The sequence below is a fragment of the Gordonia sp. LMA484 genome, from assembly GCF_058129505.1.
In genome coordinates, this window is sequence record NZ_CM176700.1 from 1,264,966 (window position 1) to 1,279,601 (window position 14,636).

General features: G+C 67.2%; 13 protein-coding genes. 9 read left to right on the forward strand and 4 right to left on the reverse strand.

The window, feature by feature from the left end; genetic code table 11:
* The first annotated feature begins 78 nt into the window (after window positions 1-78).
* Window positions 79-1,296: an MFS transporter gene (locus tag AC4AMJ_RS05310; protein ID WP_489918377.1), complete on the forward strand. Its 1,218-nt coding sequence runs from the start codon at window positions 79-81 to the stop codon at window positions 1,294-1,296.
* On the opposite strand, the gene AC4AMJ_RS05315 is transcribed toward AC4AMJ_RS05310, so the two are convergent.
* Entirely contained in the window at window positions 1,224-2,195 is a 972-nt protein-coding gene (locus tag AC4AMJ_RS05315; protein ID WP_489896611.1) for a diacylglycerol/lipid kinase family protein, read from the reverse strand. The two genes, AC4AMJ_RS05310 and AC4AMJ_RS05315, sit on opposite strands and share 73 nt — an antisense overlap.
* A gap of 101 nt (window positions 2,196-2,296) precedes the next feature.
* On the opposite strand from AC4AMJ_RS05315, the gene AC4AMJ_RS05320 reads away from it, so the two are divergent.
* Window positions 2,297-2,752 carry a hypothetical protein gene (locus tag AC4AMJ_RS05320; protein WP_489917449.1) on the forward strand — a complete coding sequence of 152 codons (456 nt, stop codon included), beginning with the start codon at window positions 2,297-2,299 and terminating at the stop codon, window positions 2,750-2,752.
* Between the two features lie 87 nt (window positions 2,753-2,839).
* Window positions 2,840-3,631, forward strand: a complete 792-nt coding sequence (locus AC4AMJ_RS05325; protein ID WP_489896609.1) for a ParA family protein — start codon at window positions 2,840-2,842, stop codon at window positions 3,629-3,631.
* Between the two features lie 28 nt (window positions 3,632-3,659).
* Here AC4AMJ_RS05325 and AC4AMJ_RS05330 read toward each other — a convergent pair whose 3' ends face one another.
* On the reverse strand, window positions 3,660-4,946 hold the full coding sequence (locus AC4AMJ_RS05330) for an Rv3212 family protein (protein ID WP_489917450.1): 1,287 nt from the start codon (window positions 4,944-4,946) through the stop codon (window positions 3,660-3,662).
* A gap of 78 nt (window positions 4,947-5,024) precedes the next feature.
* Entirely contained in the window at window positions 5,025-6,659 is a 1,635-nt protein-coding gene (locus tag AC4AMJ_RS05335; RefSeq protein ID WP_489917451.1) for a DEAD/DEAH box helicase, read from the reverse strand.
* A gap of 306 nt (window positions 6,660-6,965) precedes the next feature.
* Here AC4AMJ_RS05335 and AC4AMJ_RS05340 point away from each other — a divergent pair, with 306 nt between their 5' ends.
* Both AC4AMJ_RS05340 and AC4AMJ_RS05345 read left to right on the forward strand, forming a co-directional pair.
* Complete coding sequence (locus AC4AMJ_RS05340) at window positions 6,966-7,667, forward strand: ferritin-like fold-containing protein (RefSeq protein ID WP_489896606.1); 702 nt, start codon at window positions 6,966-6,968, stop codon at window positions 7,665-7,667.
* A gap of 138 nt (window positions 7,668-7,805) precedes the next feature.
* On the forward strand, window positions 7,806-8,039 hold the full coding sequence (locus tag AC4AMJ_RS05345) for a DUF3107 domain-containing protein (RefSeq protein ID WP_489917452.1): 234 nt from the start codon (window positions 7,806-7,808) through the stop codon (window positions 8,037-8,039).
* Window positions 8,040-8,696: 657 nt separating this feature from the next.
* Here AC4AMJ_RS05345 and fasR read toward each other — a convergent pair.
* Window positions 8,697-9,371: an HTH-type transcriptional activator FasR gene (gene fasR, locus AC4AMJ_RS05350; protein ID WP_489896604.1), complete on the reverse strand. Its 675-nt coding sequence runs from the start codon at window positions 9,369-9,371 to the stop codon at window positions 8,697-8,699.
* A gap of 153 nt (window positions 9,372-9,524) precedes the next feature.
* On the opposite strand from fasR, the gene AC4AMJ_RS05355 reads away from it, so the two are divergent.
* The 4 genes from AC4AMJ_RS05355 to AC4AMJ_RS05370 all read left to right on the forward strand — a co-directional run bounded on the left by AC4AMJ_RS05355 (window position 9,525) and on the right by AC4AMJ_RS05370 (window position 14,557).
* Window positions 9,525-10,616 (forward strand): DUF3152 domain-containing protein, encoded by a 1,092-nt coding sequence (locus AC4AMJ_RS05355; RefSeq protein WP_489900989.1) that lies wholly within the window; start codon window positions 9,525-9,527, stop codon window positions 10,614-10,616.
* Window positions 10,617-10,716: 100 nt separating this feature from the next.
* Entirely contained in the window at window positions 10,717-11,892 is a 1,176-nt protein-coding gene (gene moeZ / locus AC4AMJ_RS05360) for an adenylyltransferase/sulfurtransferase MoeZ (protein WP_489896603.1), read from the forward strand.
* Window positions 11,893-12,018: 126 nt separating this feature from the next.
* On the forward strand, window positions 12,019-12,873 hold the full coding sequence (locus AC4AMJ_RS05365) for a TIGR02569 family protein (protein WP_489917453.1): 855 nt from the start codon (window positions 12,019-12,021) through the stop codon (window positions 12,871-12,873).
* Window positions 12,874-13,045: 172 nt separating this feature from the next.
* Entirely contained in the window at window positions 13,046-14,557 is a 1,512-nt protein-coding gene (locus AC4AMJ_RS05370; RefSeq protein WP_489917454.1) for a nitrate/nitrite transporter, read from the forward strand.
* Window positions 14,558-14,636 lie beyond the last annotated feature (79 nt).

The following is a 14,636-nucleotide window of genomic DNA, read 5'->3' on the forward strand; positions in this document are numbered from 1 at the left end:
GCGTCCCGGCTGACGACGCCGGCGTCGATCGCGGCCCTGGCCGAGGACGCCATCCCGCTCTATCCGCTCTACGCGGTGATGTTCGCCGACCCCGACGTCACCGGGGCCGGACTCTCTGCAGCTTCCATCTCGTCACTGTTCATCATCTGGTCGATCTGCTCATTTCTGTTCGAGATCCCCACGGGGATCGTGGCCGACCGGGTGCCGCGTCGTCGGTTGCTGGTGATCGGCCCGCTGTTGACGGCCGCCGGATTCGCCCTGTGGACATGGTGGCCGTCGTACGCGGCGTTCGCCGCCGGGTTCGTGCTCTGGTCGGCAGGGTCGGCGTTGCGTTCGGGCACACTGCAGGCGCTCCTCTATGACACCCTCGCCGCCCGCGGACAGGCGCAGCGGTATGCGGCGCTCGCCGGTCGGGTCCGGGCCATGGGCGCGTGCGGAGTCCTTGTCGGCACCGTGGCAGCGGTGCCGCTGACCGCCTGGGGCGGATACCAGGCGGCGGGCGCGGCGAGCGTCGGATCGTGCGTGGTGTGTGCGGCGGCATCGGCGATGCTGGCGGAGGAGCACGCTCCGCAGCGTGTCCGCGCGCCACGACACAACGGCGCCGATGTCGTACGCCCGGATGGGACCGAACACCCCGTTGACACCGAGCAGCGGCGGTCGGACGGGCGTGTGGTGACCGACCCCACCTCCGGTCGCGGGGTGATCGCGGCGGTGTTCGGCCGGTTTCGTGCCGACCGCATCCTCCGCCGCGTCCTCCTGCTCGTGATCGCCCTGACCTGGGTCGGCGCCCTCGACGAGTACCTGCCACTGCTCGCCGACGAGATGTGGAGCGGTCCGACCTCGGGTGTCGCCGTCCTGATGGTCGTGGTGGCCTGCGGTGACATCGCCGGTGGCTACGCCGCCGAACGCACCGATGTGGGAGATTTCCGCCCGCGTCGGCTGGCGCCGTGGCTGGTTCTCGGCGCCGTCGCGCTGGGGATCGGTGCGGCGTCAGGTCATCCGGCCGGAATCATCCTGGTGGCCTTCGCCTTCGGAGTCTTCGGGTGGTCTCTGGTGATGGCCGATGCGATGCTGCAGGACCGCGTGCCGTCGGGCGTGCGGGCGACGATCACGTCGGTGGTCGGGGTGGGCGAGGAGGTTGTCGCCGTGGCTGCGTTCGGCGCCTGGGCCGTCGGGTCTGCGTGGCTGCCACCGACCGCGCTGTTCGCCGTTGCCGCGCTGCCTTACGCAGTTCTGGGCGTGATGTTGTGGCGCGTGCTGCCGGGTGCGACCACCGCGAGGGCGTCCGCGCGATAGCCGAACTCGATCAGCTGATGGGCGCCGATGTAGTCGCCGTCCATCTGCACGTCGATCGGCTCGTCGGTGCGGAACCGCACCCATTCGACGTCGTCGTCGCGGTAGACGTGGCGTCCCTTGGGGTCGCGATGAGTGAGCAGGCGTGCAGCCAGCGGAATGTTGCGGGACACAGCGGTCGACGTCGCGGCGAACAGGCCGAGGCGGGTGTCGAACCCGGTGGTCGGGTTCGTGCGGATCTCGTAATCGCCGAAGTAGGTCCACGGGCTGGTGTTGCTGACGAAGCCGAACTTCACGCCCTCGATGGGTTCGCGATCGGGGACCTCGACGGTGAAGGACGCACCGCTCGTCGCATTCCGGAGGAACGAGGCGACGGTGGTCCGGAAGTACCGCGCGGGTGTGGCCGGTTTGCCGGCGTGCCGCTTGTCTTCCATCGCGTGCACCACGACGGCGTCCATCCCCATCCCGGTGTTGAAGAGGAACCATCGGTCCTGGGTGTGGCCGAGGCCGATGCGGCGGCAATGTCCGGTCTCGAGGAGTTCGATGATCTGACCCGTCGCGGCGAGTGGGTCGGCCAGGATCCCGAGTGTGCGGGCGAAGACGTTGGCGCTGCCGCCCGGGATCACGCCCAGGCCCGGCAGTCGGCGCCCGGGCTCGACCGGCGCCGCCGGTGCGCCCAGGAGTCCGTTCACCGCCTCGTTGACCGACCCGTCGCCGCCATGTACGAGAACCACGTCGACACCTTCGGCGACGGCGCGTTGCGCTAGTTCGCCGGCGTGTCCTCGGTGGGTGGTGTGTTCGACATCGAGCGTGAAGCGCGAACCGAGGGTGTGCGCGAGCGCGTCGCGACCGGCCGGTGTGGTCGCGGTGGCGAACGGATTGACGATGAGCATGACGCGCACGAGACCCCACGATATGGGGTCGCGCGGTGTGACGTGCATCCGCCTGCCCGCGGCCGGGGGTGAGCGGCGCAGACGGCTCGCCCACCCATAGGCTGGAACTCGTGAGCGAGAAGCGGGACGACGGCACCGTCGAGCGGGTACCGACGACGATTCGGCTGGCCGGAGCGGTCACCGCGCTGGAGGGCGCCATCGCGGTGACCGTCGCCGTGGTCCTGGCCATCCGGGAGGCGGCCGGTCACCGAGAGGCGTTCATCAGCGGGTACGGCACGGCGGCATGGTTCGGGATCATCGGTGCGGGAGTCCTCGTGGGTGGAACCGCGCTGCTCGTCGGACGCCGGTGGGGACGCGCGATCGCCGTGGTCGCAGAGATTCTGCTGTTGCCCGTCGCCTACGCACTGCTCACCGACAGCCACCAACCGTGGTTCGGCATACCCCTGGCCATCGCGGCCATCGCGGTCCTGGTGCTGATCTTCAGTCCGGCCTCGACCAGCTGGTTGGTGGGCGAGTACGCCTCTGATGACCCGCCTGCCGGAGAGCGCAGGTCACGACGGCGCTGAGGGCCGCGGATCCGATCTCGGGTCCACTTCCGTGTCGCGGCGCGGGTAAGCACGACGGCTGCGCCCATCGGCCGTACAGTTGATGCCATGACCCGGATGCTGGCCGTCGCGAATCAAAAAGGTGGCGTCGCCAAGACCACGACTGTTGCGTCGCTCGGCGCCGCCCTGGCCGATCTCGACGTCTCGGTTCTGGTCGTCGACCTCGATCCACAAGGCTGTCTTACCTTTTCGCTCGGACATGACCCCGATCAGCTCCAGGTGTCGGTGCACGACGTGCTGCTCGGCGACGAGGAGATCGCGGACGTCCTACTGGACACCGAGGACAACATGACCCTGCTGCCCGCCACGATCGATCTGGCCGGTGCGGAGGCGTTGCTGCTGATGCGCCCGGGACGTGAGTACGCGCTCAAACGCGCACTCGCCGAGGTCGCGCAGGATTACGACGTCATCCTGATCGACTGCCCGCCGTCGCTGGGCGTGCTCACCCTCAACGGCCTGACCGCCGCCGACGAGGTGATCGTGCCGCTGCAATGCGAAACCCTGGCCCATCGGGGTGTGGGCCAACTGCTGCGGACCGTCAAAGAGATCCAGCAGATCACCAACCCCGGCCTGAAGACTCTCGGTGCGGTGGCAACCCTGTACGACGCCAGAACCACCCACAGCCGTGACGTGCTGGCCGATGTGTCGGATCGATACGAGCTTCCGGTCCTCGATCCGCCCATTCCGCGCACGGTCCGGTTCGCGGAGGCGTCGGCGTCGGGTACGTCGGTGATGCGCGGCCGAAAGAACAAGGGCGCGAACGCTTACCGAGGACTCGCCGAGAACATGTGGAAGCACTGGGAGGCGGGCAAACCGGTGCAGACGTTCGAAACGGCCTGAACATCGCCGGATGTGCCGGCGTCAGCGGTCACGCCGGCCCGTAGGCCTGCACGGTCGCACCCCACTGTTCCAGAACGGTGGAGCCGAGCACCCGCAGGCTGACCGGTTCGTCGTGTCGGCCGTCTCGGAGGACTGGGATCGTGCGGAACTCCCGCCCGGTGGCAGCATCTCGCACGCTGATCCCGGTCGGCGTCGGCAGTAGCAACTGGCCTGCCATGACGTCGCCCGTTCCGATTGCCCCGGGCACCTGATACATCGGCCGCAGGTCGGCGGAGTCGAGCACGACGGTCGCGTTGCCAGTGTAGAAGCTGGTCAGTCCGCCGCCGGTGACCGCGACGACCTCTGCGGGCGGGGCCTCGGGGCCGTTGACGGTGTTGGTGGCCATGGCCACGCCGTCCGTGTTGAACTGCCGGATCGTGGCCGTATCCGTCCCGCGCGGGGTGGGGCTGTTCTGGGCCGGAATGGGGGGATCGCCGCCGCCGTCGTAGACAGCGATCGCCGAACTGGTGATCCCGATGACCACCGGCGGCGGTCCGGATGTGCCGTCGGTGATGATCGACGACCCGTACTGCTGGACCTCCTCGTCCTTGTCGAGCACGGCCCCGAGGACGGTCAGACGGTAGCCCGGTTCACTGCCGCAGTGTTCGATGACTGCGACCCTACTTCCGCCGGTGGCCGACGAGAAGAGGTGGCAATCCTTTCGTCCCGGCTGCACGCCGGGTTTGACCGGCGCGTCGACCCGGCCGTATTCGATGCCGCGGACGAGATTGGATCCCCAGGTCTCCAGGCGGGTAGGTCCTTGGGAGACAACGTAACCCGAATCCGACGTCAGGCGGACGTGATCGTCGGCGTCGCTGCTGCGCGCGCCGGCGCGACGTCCCGACGATCCGTCGAGAGCGGTCACCTCGCCACACCCGCGCGAGTTGCGGTAGGCAGCGAGGACCTCGTTGCTGCTCGACGGCCATGCGGCGAGCACCGCGCAGAGATCCAGATCGCGCCGATAGTGCCAGCGTTCGTCGCCGGTCGCCGGGTCGCGGCCGACCACCTCGCCGCCGTCGGCTGTCACGACCAACGAGCGGGTGACCGCCGGGCTGTGGGTGCGGGCAGACGACGCGCGCCAGATCGGCGTGAGTCGGTCAGGCACGGCCGACGACGGCTGCACCTCGGTAACCGGCGCGGCCGCCTGGGTGCTATCGGTGTGCCGAACCGGGCTGTACAGCCAGACCACCAGCCCCGCGACGAGCAGGATCACCACGATCGCGGCGGATACCGCGAGATCGACGGGTGTCCGCCGCTCAGGTCGGATACGGGCCACGAGCTCTCCGGTCGCGGATCACCGCCGATGCCGACTGGGGTCCGATCGTGCAGCGGAATCTGATCACGCTACTGAGTATCACTCGGCGGACGCGGCGGACGTGGCCTTCTCGGTCTGTGTCTCGGTGGACGACGGGCTGCGCTTGGCCCCTCCGCGGCGACGGCGCCGACGACGGGGCTTGTCGCTGTCCGACTGGTCGGTGGACGGGCCGTTGCCGGACCCGGGGTTCTCGGACTGTGCTGCCGCGGGTGCTGCGGCCTCGCCGCTCGTCTCGGACTTGCCGCCGCGGGTGCGTCGACGCGTCCGGTTGGACTTCGGGCGGTCCGAGCGCGGAGAACGCTCGGCCCTCTTGCCGTCGGCGTCGGAGGTGCGCTTCGGGGCGACGATCCGGCCCGTGGCCGACTCGGGGATGCCGAGTTCTTCGCGCAGGTGCTCCGACGTCGAGTAGGTCTCGACCGGCGCGGCCTTGTCGAGACCGAGGGCGTTGTTGATCAGTTCCCAGCGATGCATCTCATCCCAGTCGACGAGGGTGATCGCGATGCCGGTGCGGCCGGCGCGGCCGGTGCGACCGATGCGGTGCACGTAGGTCTTGTCGTCCTCGGGGCACTGGTAGTTGACGACGTGGGTGACATCGTCGATGTCGATGCCACGGGCGGCGACATCGGTGGCGACGAGGACGTCGATGTCGCCCGTCCGGAAACGTTTGAGGGCCTTCTCCCGGGCCACCTGACCGAGGTCGCCGTGGACGGCGCCCACCGAGAAGCCGCGCTCTGCGAGGTCGTCGGCGACCTTCTGGGCAGTTCGCTTGGTTCTGGTGAAAATCATTGTGGCACCGCGGCCTTCAGCCTGCAGAACCCGAGCCACCAGCTCGGCCTTGTCCAGCGCATGGGCGCGATAGATGTACTGGGTGGTGCGCTCGTGGATCGCCGAATCGTTGGCATGCTCGGCGCGGATGTGCGTCGGGCGGTGCAGGAACGTCCGGGCCAGGGTCACGATCGGGCCGGGCATCGTCGCCGAGAAGAGCATCGTTTGCCGGGGCGTCGGGAGCGCGGACATGATCCGCTCGATGTCGGGCAGGAACCCGAGGTCGAGCATCTCGTCGGCCTCGTCGAGCACGAGGATCGAGACCTTGCCGAGGATCAGGTGACCCTGCTGGGCCAGGTCGAGGAGGCGGCCGGGGGTTCCGACGACGACGTCGACACCCGACTTCAGGTCGGCGATCTGCGATTCGTAGGGACGCCCACCGTAGATCGAGGTGATCTTGAGGGGGCGGGTGGTGCCGTTGGCCAGGGTGACCTCGAGCTTGGGTGCGGCGACCTCCAGGTCACCGGTGACCTGCAGGCACAGCTCGCGGGTCGGCACGATCACCAGGGCACGTGGGGTGTTGTCCAGTGCCCGCAGCCCGGAGGACTCGGCGTGTGCGAGTCGATGGAGCAGGGGAACACCGAAACCGAAGGTCTTGCCCATGCCGGTGCGGGCCTGACCGATGAGATCGTCGCCGCTCAGCGCGAGTGGCAGGGTCAGTTCCTGGATCGCGAAGGTGTGGGTCTTGCCGTCCTCTGCCAGGGCCGCGACGATCCGGTCGTCGACGCCGAGCTCGGCGAACGTGGGGGAGGAGTGTGTCTCGTCGACGACGGTGGTCTTCACCTCGTCGTTCCCGCTGTCGGTCGGCGCGGCGGGACTGGTTGTCTGTGTCGCGATGGAATCGCTCATGTGAGGTTGTATGCCTTTCTGCATTTCCCGCACGCACGAAAGGCACCACAGTTGATTCGACGGTCTGCGGCTGAGAAAGGTCCGCTTCGGACCGGGCAAACCGTGGTCGGTGACTGTGTGGTGGCCGGCCGGGCTGCGTCGCCCGGCGCTCAAAGTGCGCGCACATTGTCCGGTGCCCGCGCGTGATCCGGGTCGGTCGGCGGGCCGTTCGGCCGGTCGCCTCGCCACCTGATCGTCATGATCGCGTCAGTGCACCGTTGTCAAGTGTACTTGGTGAACGCTTCGGCCCCGCCTACCATCTCCACCATGTCGACTGCGCCGCCCCCGTCCGGAGTAACTCCCGATCCCGCAGCAGCCCCCGGCTCGGGCGCTGGGGACAGTGCGATCGCCAAGCTGTTCGCTGTCTTGCTGGCCGGTGAATACGCCGCGTTCTACCGGCTGATCGACGAGTCGCGCATGGCGCCGGACGTGCAGAGCAGGATCGCGATCGCGCGCATGGCGGCGTCGGAGATCCACCATTTCGATGCTCTCGCCGCCCAGGTGTCCGCACGCGGGATCGACCCGACCGAGGCGGTCGAGCGGTACCGGAAGGTGTTCGACCAATACCACCAGGTCACGACGCCCAAGACCTGGTACGAGGTGCTGGTGAAGGCTTATCTGGCCGATGGCCTCGCCGCGGACTTCTACAGCGAGGTCGCCGGCGGCCTGCCCGCCGATGCGCAGTCGGTGGTCCGCGAGGTGATGGCCGAGACGTCGAACTCGCGATTCGCTCGTGATCAGGTCGCGGCGGCGGTCGCGGCGGACCCGGCTCTGGCCTCTCCGCTCAAGCTGTGGGGTCGCCGTCTCCTGGGCGAGGCGGTCACCCACGCGCAGTGGGTGTTGGCGGCCGAGGAAGAGGTCACCGACCTGTTGTTCGCCGGCTCGGCGGCACTGCAGGGGATCGCCACCTTCTTCGACGCGATCACCGAGGAACACGGCAAACGGATGCGTGATCTCGGCCTGGACTAGCGGTCGTTGCGCTGTGAGCGGAGCCGGTGTCATCGGGCTCGCGGCCTGAACTAGCCTGGGTCGGCACACCAATTGTGTCGTGTCGACGCCTTCGGGGTCGGTCCTCGGCGGCACCGTCAGATTGAGAGAAGGGTGGCCATGGCCGTTGAAGTGAAGATCGGTATCACCGACAGTCCTCGTGAGCTGTCCATCCACACCGCACTCACCGGTGACAAGGCGTATACGGAGGTCGAGGCGGCGCTGTCCGGCAAGGAGCAGCTGCTGTCGCTGGTCGACGACAAGGGCGCGCGTTTCCTGGTGCCGGTCTCGAAGATCGCTTACGTGGAGGTCGGGAGTACGGAGAACCGCCGGGTCGGCTTCGGCCCCTCCTGAGGCGGCTCCGCTGGGAGTGAGCTTGGGGCGTCTCCACCTCTGTCGCCGAGGAGCCGTGCGACGGACGAGTGATGCGTGACCTTTCGGTCCCTGAGGAGCCTCACGAGGTACGAGCGATGCGTGACCACCCGGTCCCTGAGGAGCCTCGCGAGGGACGAGCGATGCGTGACCACCCGGTCCCTGAGGAGCCTCGCGAGGGACGAGCGATGCGTCACGAAGGGCGCCCCTTCGTGACGGCCCTTCGCTAGCGCTCCGGGCCTCCTCAGGGATCGGGTGAATCAGCCTCGCGAGCGACGCGCGATGCGTGACCATTCGGCCCCTGAGGAGCCTCGCGAGGGACGAGCGATGCGTCACCAACCCGGTCCCTGAGGAGCCTCGCGAGGGACGCGCGATGCGTCACGAAGGGCGGCCCTTCGTGACGGTCCTCCGCTAGCGCTCCGGGCCTCCTCAGGGATCGGGTAAATCATTCCAGGGAGCGGGCGCGATGCGTGACCATTCGGTCCCTGAGGAGCCTCGCGAGGTACGAGCGATGCGTGACGAAGGGCGGCCCTTCGTGACGGCCCTTCGCTAGCGCTCCGGGCCTCCTCAGGGATCGGGTGAATCACCGCAGAGCTCGGGTGCTCATCCCGCGGGACGGTGGTCCGCTGAGCGGATGTCTCAGCTGTCTGTGGAAGCGGCGTCGGTGTCGGCGTAGTGCTCGCCCGACGAGCCCTGTAGGGGCACATGCGACAGGCCGCCCCAGAGCAGTGCGACGGTCGTGTCCACCGCGGCGCGCTTGTCGACCGGGCGCTTGGCCTCGAGCCAGTAGCGGGCGTTGACCTGACTCGCGCCGACGAGTCCCGCGGCCAGCATGCGTGAGCGGTAGGGGTCCAGGCCCGAGTCGTGCATCACGAGGCCGTAGACGGCGTCGACGCAGGCCTCGGTCGCGCCCTCCACGCGGCGGATGACTGCCGGATCCTTGGCATCCGAGGAGAAGATCAGGCGATACCCGGAGTTGTCCTGATCGATGAAGTCGAAGAACGCCTCCACGGCGGCACGCACACGTTGTTTGTTGTCCGTGGTCGTCAGCAGTGCCCGGTTCACGTCGCTGACCAGCTTCTCCGCATGCGAGTCGACGACGGCGATGTAGAGGTCGAGCTTGGACGGGAAGTGCTGATAGAGCACCGGTTTGCTGACCCCGGCATGCACGGCGATCTCGTCCATGCCCGCCGAATGGTAGCCACGCTCCACAAAGATCTCGCTGGCAGCATCCAGGAGCTGCATGCGACGAGCACTGCGCGGAAGGCGCGTGCTACGCCCTGCGCCGTGCGATGAATTTGTGGCGGTCGACATGGGTTGAGCGTACTCGCCGGTGTCCGGCGTGATCTCAGCCGCACAGCACGCGTTGTGACTTGGTCCCGCTGATCATCGCTGACCTGTGAGAAGGTTGAGCCTGTGAGTCACCCAGGAGGCGGGCCGAACTCCGGCGATCCCGGCGCCGGTTCGATGGGCCCAGGGGCGGCGGGGGTCGCAGGCGGTGAGCAGGTCCGCGCACGTGATGTGGGGCCCCGGCGGACCCGCATGGACACCGGACCGTCGGCGGACACGACCGTGCCCCCGCCGGGTGCCAGAACGCGTCCCCGGCCAGATCAGCCGCTACGTGCGCGGTGGGATCCGACCGACGACAGCGGCCGCATCCGCGTCGATCGGGAGGCGCAGCCGGAACGCAAGAAGCAGAGCGCGCTCGGTCGGTTCGTAGCCACCTATGGCTGGCGGGCCTACGCGATCCCCGTGCTGATCGTGTTGACCGTCGTGCTGATCGTGGTGACCGTCCGCAGCGGAAACGACGCCGCGTTCGTCCCGGCTGCCGATGTGAATCCCGACTCGGCGTCACGCAACACCGATGTCAGCAAGGAGACCAAGCCGATCGGCGCGCCCACCGGCTCGATCCAAGCCGCTTCGTTGCCCGCGGGCACGCTGCCCGACGGCGGTCCCTACACGCAGAAGGGCAAGGAGACCTACCACGTCGTCCGCGGGGGTGGGAAGCAGGTGGGGACCGGCCCTCAGGTCTACACCTACGCCGTCGAGGTCGAGAACGGCTTGAACGGACAGGACTTCGGGGGCGACACGTCGTTCGCCAAGATGGTGGATTCCACCCTGGCCAATCCGCGGAGCTGGATCGGCGACGGGAAGGTCGCGTTCCGGCGGGTGTCGTCGGGCGATCCCGATCTGCGGATCACGCTGACGTCGCCGGGCACGACCCGCGAACTCTGCGGCTACCAGATCCAACTCGAGACGTCGTGTTTCTATCCCCCGGAGAAGCGGGTGACGCTCAACGAAGCCCGCTGGGTGCGTGGCGCGCTGTCGTATCAGGGTGACGACCTGGCGTACCGCCAATACCTGGTCAACCACGAGACCGGCCATGGGATCGGCTACGAGGCCCACGAACCCTGCAAGGAGAACGGTGCGCTGGCCCCGGTCATGATGCAGCAGTCGTTCGGTGTGGCCAACGCCGAGATCATGGCGCTCGACCCCGACATGCGCGCCAATCGCAGCTACGTCTGCACGCCGAACCCCTGGCCGTTCCCCAAGAATTGACGCGCTCGGACCGCGTCCGGAATGACAGCGCGGTCGTGACCGTTGACGAATAGAGATCACAGATAGAGATCGCACATCGAGTCACGTACTGGAGGCGCCCGTGTCGTCCTTGCCACCGCTGGTGGAACCCGCAGCGGAACTGTCCAACGAAGAGGTGGCCCGTTACAGCCGCCATCTGATCATCCCTGACGTGGGGATGGACGGTCAGAGGAGGCTGAAGAACGCCAAGGTGCTGGTGATCGGGGCCGGCGGCCTTGGCTCGCCGACACTGCTGTACCTGGCCGCGGCCGGAGTCGGCACCATCGGCATCGTGGAGTTCGACGTCGTCGACGAGTCGAATCTGCAGCGTCAGGTCATCCACGGCCAGTCCGACGTGGGCCGTCCGAAAGCCGAGAGCGCCCGCGACTCGATCAGCGAGATCAACCCGTATGTCACCGTCAACATCCACGACGGACGGCTGGAGCCCGAGGGGGCGGTCGAGCTGTTCTCGCAGTACGACCTGATCCTCGACGGCACGGACAACTTTGCGACGCGTTACCTGGTTAACGACGCCGCCGTCCTCGCTCACAAGCCCTACGTCTGGGGTTCGATCTACCGGTTCGAGGGCCAGACGTCGGTCTTCTGGGAGGACGCGCCGGACGGTCGCGGCATCAACTACCGCGACCTCTATCCCCAGGCGCCGCCACCCGGAATGGTGCCGTCCTGCGCTGAGGGCGGGGTGCTGGGCATCCTGTGCGCATCGATCGGATCGATCATGGGTACCGAGGCGATCAAACTGATCTGCGGAATCGGCGAGCCCCTGCTCGGCCGTCTGATGGTTTACGACGCCCTGGACATGACCTATCGCACCATCAAGATCCGCAAGGACCCGGCCGGCGAGAAGATCACCGAACTGATCGACTACGACGATTTCTGTGGCGTGGTGTCGACCGAGGCGGCCGATGCCGCAGCGGATTCGACCCTGACCGCCGCCGAGCTGAAGGAGAAGATCGACGCCGGCGACAACCTGGCCCTCATTGATGTGCGTGAACCGGTCGAATGGGAGATCGTGCACATCGACGGTGCGACCCTGATCCCCAAGGACGAGATCCTGTCCGGGGCCGGGTTGGCCAAGGTTCCCCAGGACCGGCCGACAGTCCTCTACTGCAAGACCGGCATCCGCTCCGCCGAGGTGTTGGCGGCCCTCAAACGTGCCGGATTCGCCGATGCGACCCACCTACAGGGTGGTGTCACCGCGTGGGCCAACCAGGTGGACAAGACGCTCCCGGTCTACTGATCGCTGTTCGATTGGTTGCTGTTTGAGTCGGAAACCGACGCAAACAGCAACCAATCGTGTCTCTGCCCTGCTCAGAGTCGCGTCGTTGCGGAGTTCTGCCCGGTTCGCTCGGTAATCTCTGCAGATGTGAAGACCGTCGAGCCGCCCGAACATGTGTTGAACACGTTCGGGTTGACCGCACACCCGCCGATTCCCATGGGTGAGTCCTGGATCGGTGGCTGGCGGGTCGGTGAGGTCGTGTTGTCGCTGGTGCCCGATCACGCACGGGCCGCGTGGTCTGCGAGTGTGCGCGAATCGCTCTATGTGGAGGGCTTGCGGATCGCACGTCCATTCCGTGCCACGGATGGTCGCTACGTGGTGTCGGGGTGGCGGGCCGACACCTATATCGCGGGTGCGCCCGAACCTCGGCACGACGAGGTCGTACTCGTCGCGGATCGCTTGCACGCGGCCACCTCAGGGCTGGACCGTCCGAGATTTCTGCTGCAGTCCCCGGCGCCACCGCATACCGACGTCGATGTGTTCACCGCCGCGGACCGTGCGGCGTGGGAGGATGTCCCGATGCGGACCGCGCGTGCAGCCGGCATGGGCGAACCGACCTCGCCGGACGGTCAAGACAGCGTGCAGATGTTGAGAACCCTTGCCACACTTCGGAAGACGGTGTCCCTGGATTCTCAGGTGGTGCACGGTGACCTGTTCGGCACGGTGCTCTTCGCGGGTGCCGCCGCGCCCGGGATCACCGACATCGTGCCGTACTGGAGGCCCGCGTCCTGGGCGGCCGCGGTCGTGGTGGTCGATTCGCTGGCGTGGGGTGGCGCCGACGACGACCTCGTGCGACGCTGGGCAGATCAGCCGGAGTGGCCGCAGATGATGCTGCGTGCCGTCATGTTTCGGCTGGCGGTGCACGCGTTACATCCGAGGGCCACCGCGGGCGCCCTACCCGGCCTGCAGCGGGTCGTCGATCTTGTCCGTTTGATGCTGTAATCGCAGGTCAGTATCCGCTGACTCCTTCTCACAGTCTCTGCCGCGCAATGTGAGCACATCGTGACCGATCGGTCACGCCAGGGAAAATCCCGGCAACACGGGCTCCCTAACTTTGTTCCCATCACCGACAGCGTCGTCGGTAATTCATCACGACGACTCGATGGGACTGCTCATGCCTGTACTGCCCGCCTTTGTGCGGCAAGCGATGACGCGCGATCACACGATCACCGAATGGGATCCCGAGGACCAGAAGGCCTGGGACGCAGGGAACGCCGAGATCGCCAAGCGCAATCTGGTCTGGTCGGTGATCTGCGAGCACGTCGGCTTCTCCGTCTGGTCCCTGTTCTCCGTGATGGCACTGTTCATGGGCCCCGAGTACGGGATCAGTCTCGATCAGAAGTTCATCATCGCCGCGACCGCGACGTTCGTCGGCTCGTGTCTACGTATTCCTTACACCCAGGCCACCGCACGATTCGGTGGGCGCAACTGGGCCATCTTCAGTGCGATCGTCCTGCTCGTCCCGACCGCACTGACCATGATGTTGATGATGAATCCGGGCGAGTTCGGCTTCGGCTGGTTCCTCGGCGTCGCCGCCCTCACCGGCTTCGGCGGCGGCAACTTCGCGTCGTCGATGACCAACATCAACGCGTTCTATCCTCAGCGCCTCAAGGGGTGGGCACTGGGGCTCAACGCCGGCGGCGGCAACATCGGCGTGCCGGTGATCCAGCTGATCGGCCTCGCCGTCATCTGGCTCGCCTCGGATCAGCCCGAGATCGTCTGCGCGATCTACCTCGTGGCCCTCGCCGTCGCAGGCGTCGGCGCCATGCTCTACATGGACAACCTGGATCACCAGACCTCGAGCGGTCGCGCCATGATCGACTGCCTCAAGTACCGCGACACCTGGCTGATCTGCATCCTCTACATCGGCACCTTCGGTTCCTTCATCGGTTTCGGCTTCGCCTTCAGTCAGGTGCTCAACATCAGTTTCACCTCTGCCGGAGCGGCCAAACCGGCGCTGGCGGCAGCGCAGATCGCCTGGATCGGACCGCTGCTCGGCTCGTTGTCCCGGCCTTACGGCGGCAAGCTCGCCGACCGGGTCGGTGGCGGCAAGGTCACGTTCTACAGCTTCATCGCGATGGCCGCCTCCGCATCGATCCTGGTGGTCGCCGGCACGATCGCGGACTCCAACGGCAAGGTGATCACCGGCGGAGTGCTGACCGCGTTCGTCATCGCGTTCATCCTGCTGTTCCTCATCTCGGGCATCGCCAACGGCTCGGTCTACAAGATCATCCCGACGATCTGGGAGGACAAGTCCAAGGGCTTGTCCGGGCTCAACGCGCTCGGCAAGACCAAGTGGTCGCGCAGCATGTCCGGCGCGCTGATCGGGATCGCAGGCGCGGCAGGTGGTCTGGGCGGTGTGGGGATCAACCTCGTCCTGCGCCAGAGCTACAAGTCGAATCAGTCGGCCACCGTGGCCTTCTGGATCTTCCTGGCCTTCTACGTCGTCGCCGGGGCGATCACCTGGTGGTTCTATGCGCGCCGTCCCGCCGTGGTCAGCGAGACCACCGACCTGCAGGTCGCCGAGGGCTCCGGAGCAGAAGCAACCCCGGTCGACCCGGGCACCGACACCAGTGAGGTCGCCGCCGGTACCGATTCCGGCGCGACCGACAAAACCCTGGCCTGACCGGTCCCACCGACCGGTCCTACGCCGAAACATCAAGGAGTTACCAGTGACCAGCGAATCCAAGACAGTTGTCGTGGTC

Bases quoted from the DNA above. Each gene is read 5' to 3' on its own strand.
- fasR (WP_489896604.1), bottom strand. From the start codon at position 9,371: ATGTCGACCGCCACAAATTCATCGCACGGCGCAGGGCGTAGCACGCGC.
- AC4AMJ_RS05325 (WP_489896609.1), top strand. From the start codon at position 2,840: ATGACCCGGATGCTGGCCGTCGCGAATCAAAAAGGTGGCGTCGCCAAG.
- AC4AMJ_RS05340 (WP_489896606.1), top strand. From the start codon at position 6,966: ATGTCGACTGCGCCGCCCCCGTCCGGAGTAACTCCCGATCCCGCAGCA.
- AC4AMJ_RS05335 (WP_489917451.1), bottom strand. From the start codon at position 6,659: ATGAGCGATTCCATCGCGACACAGACAACCAGTCCCGCCGCGCCGACC.
- AC4AMJ_RS05345 (WP_489917452.1), top strand. From the start codon at position 7,806: ATGGCCGTTGAAGTGAAGATCGGTATCACCGACAGTCCTCGTGAGCTG.
- AC4AMJ_RS05370 (WP_489917454.1), top strand. From the start codon at position 13,046: ATGCCTGTACTGCCCGCCTTTGTGCGGCAAGCGATGACGCGCGATCAC.
- AC4AMJ_RS05310 (WP_489918377.1), top strand. From the start codon at position 79: ATGTTCGCCGACCCCGACGTCACCGGGGCCGGACTCTCTGCAGCTTCC.
- AC4AMJ_RS05355 (WP_489900989.1), top strand. From the start codon at position 9,525: ATGGGCCCAGGGGCGGCGGGGGTCGCAGGCGGTGAGCAGGTCCGCGCA.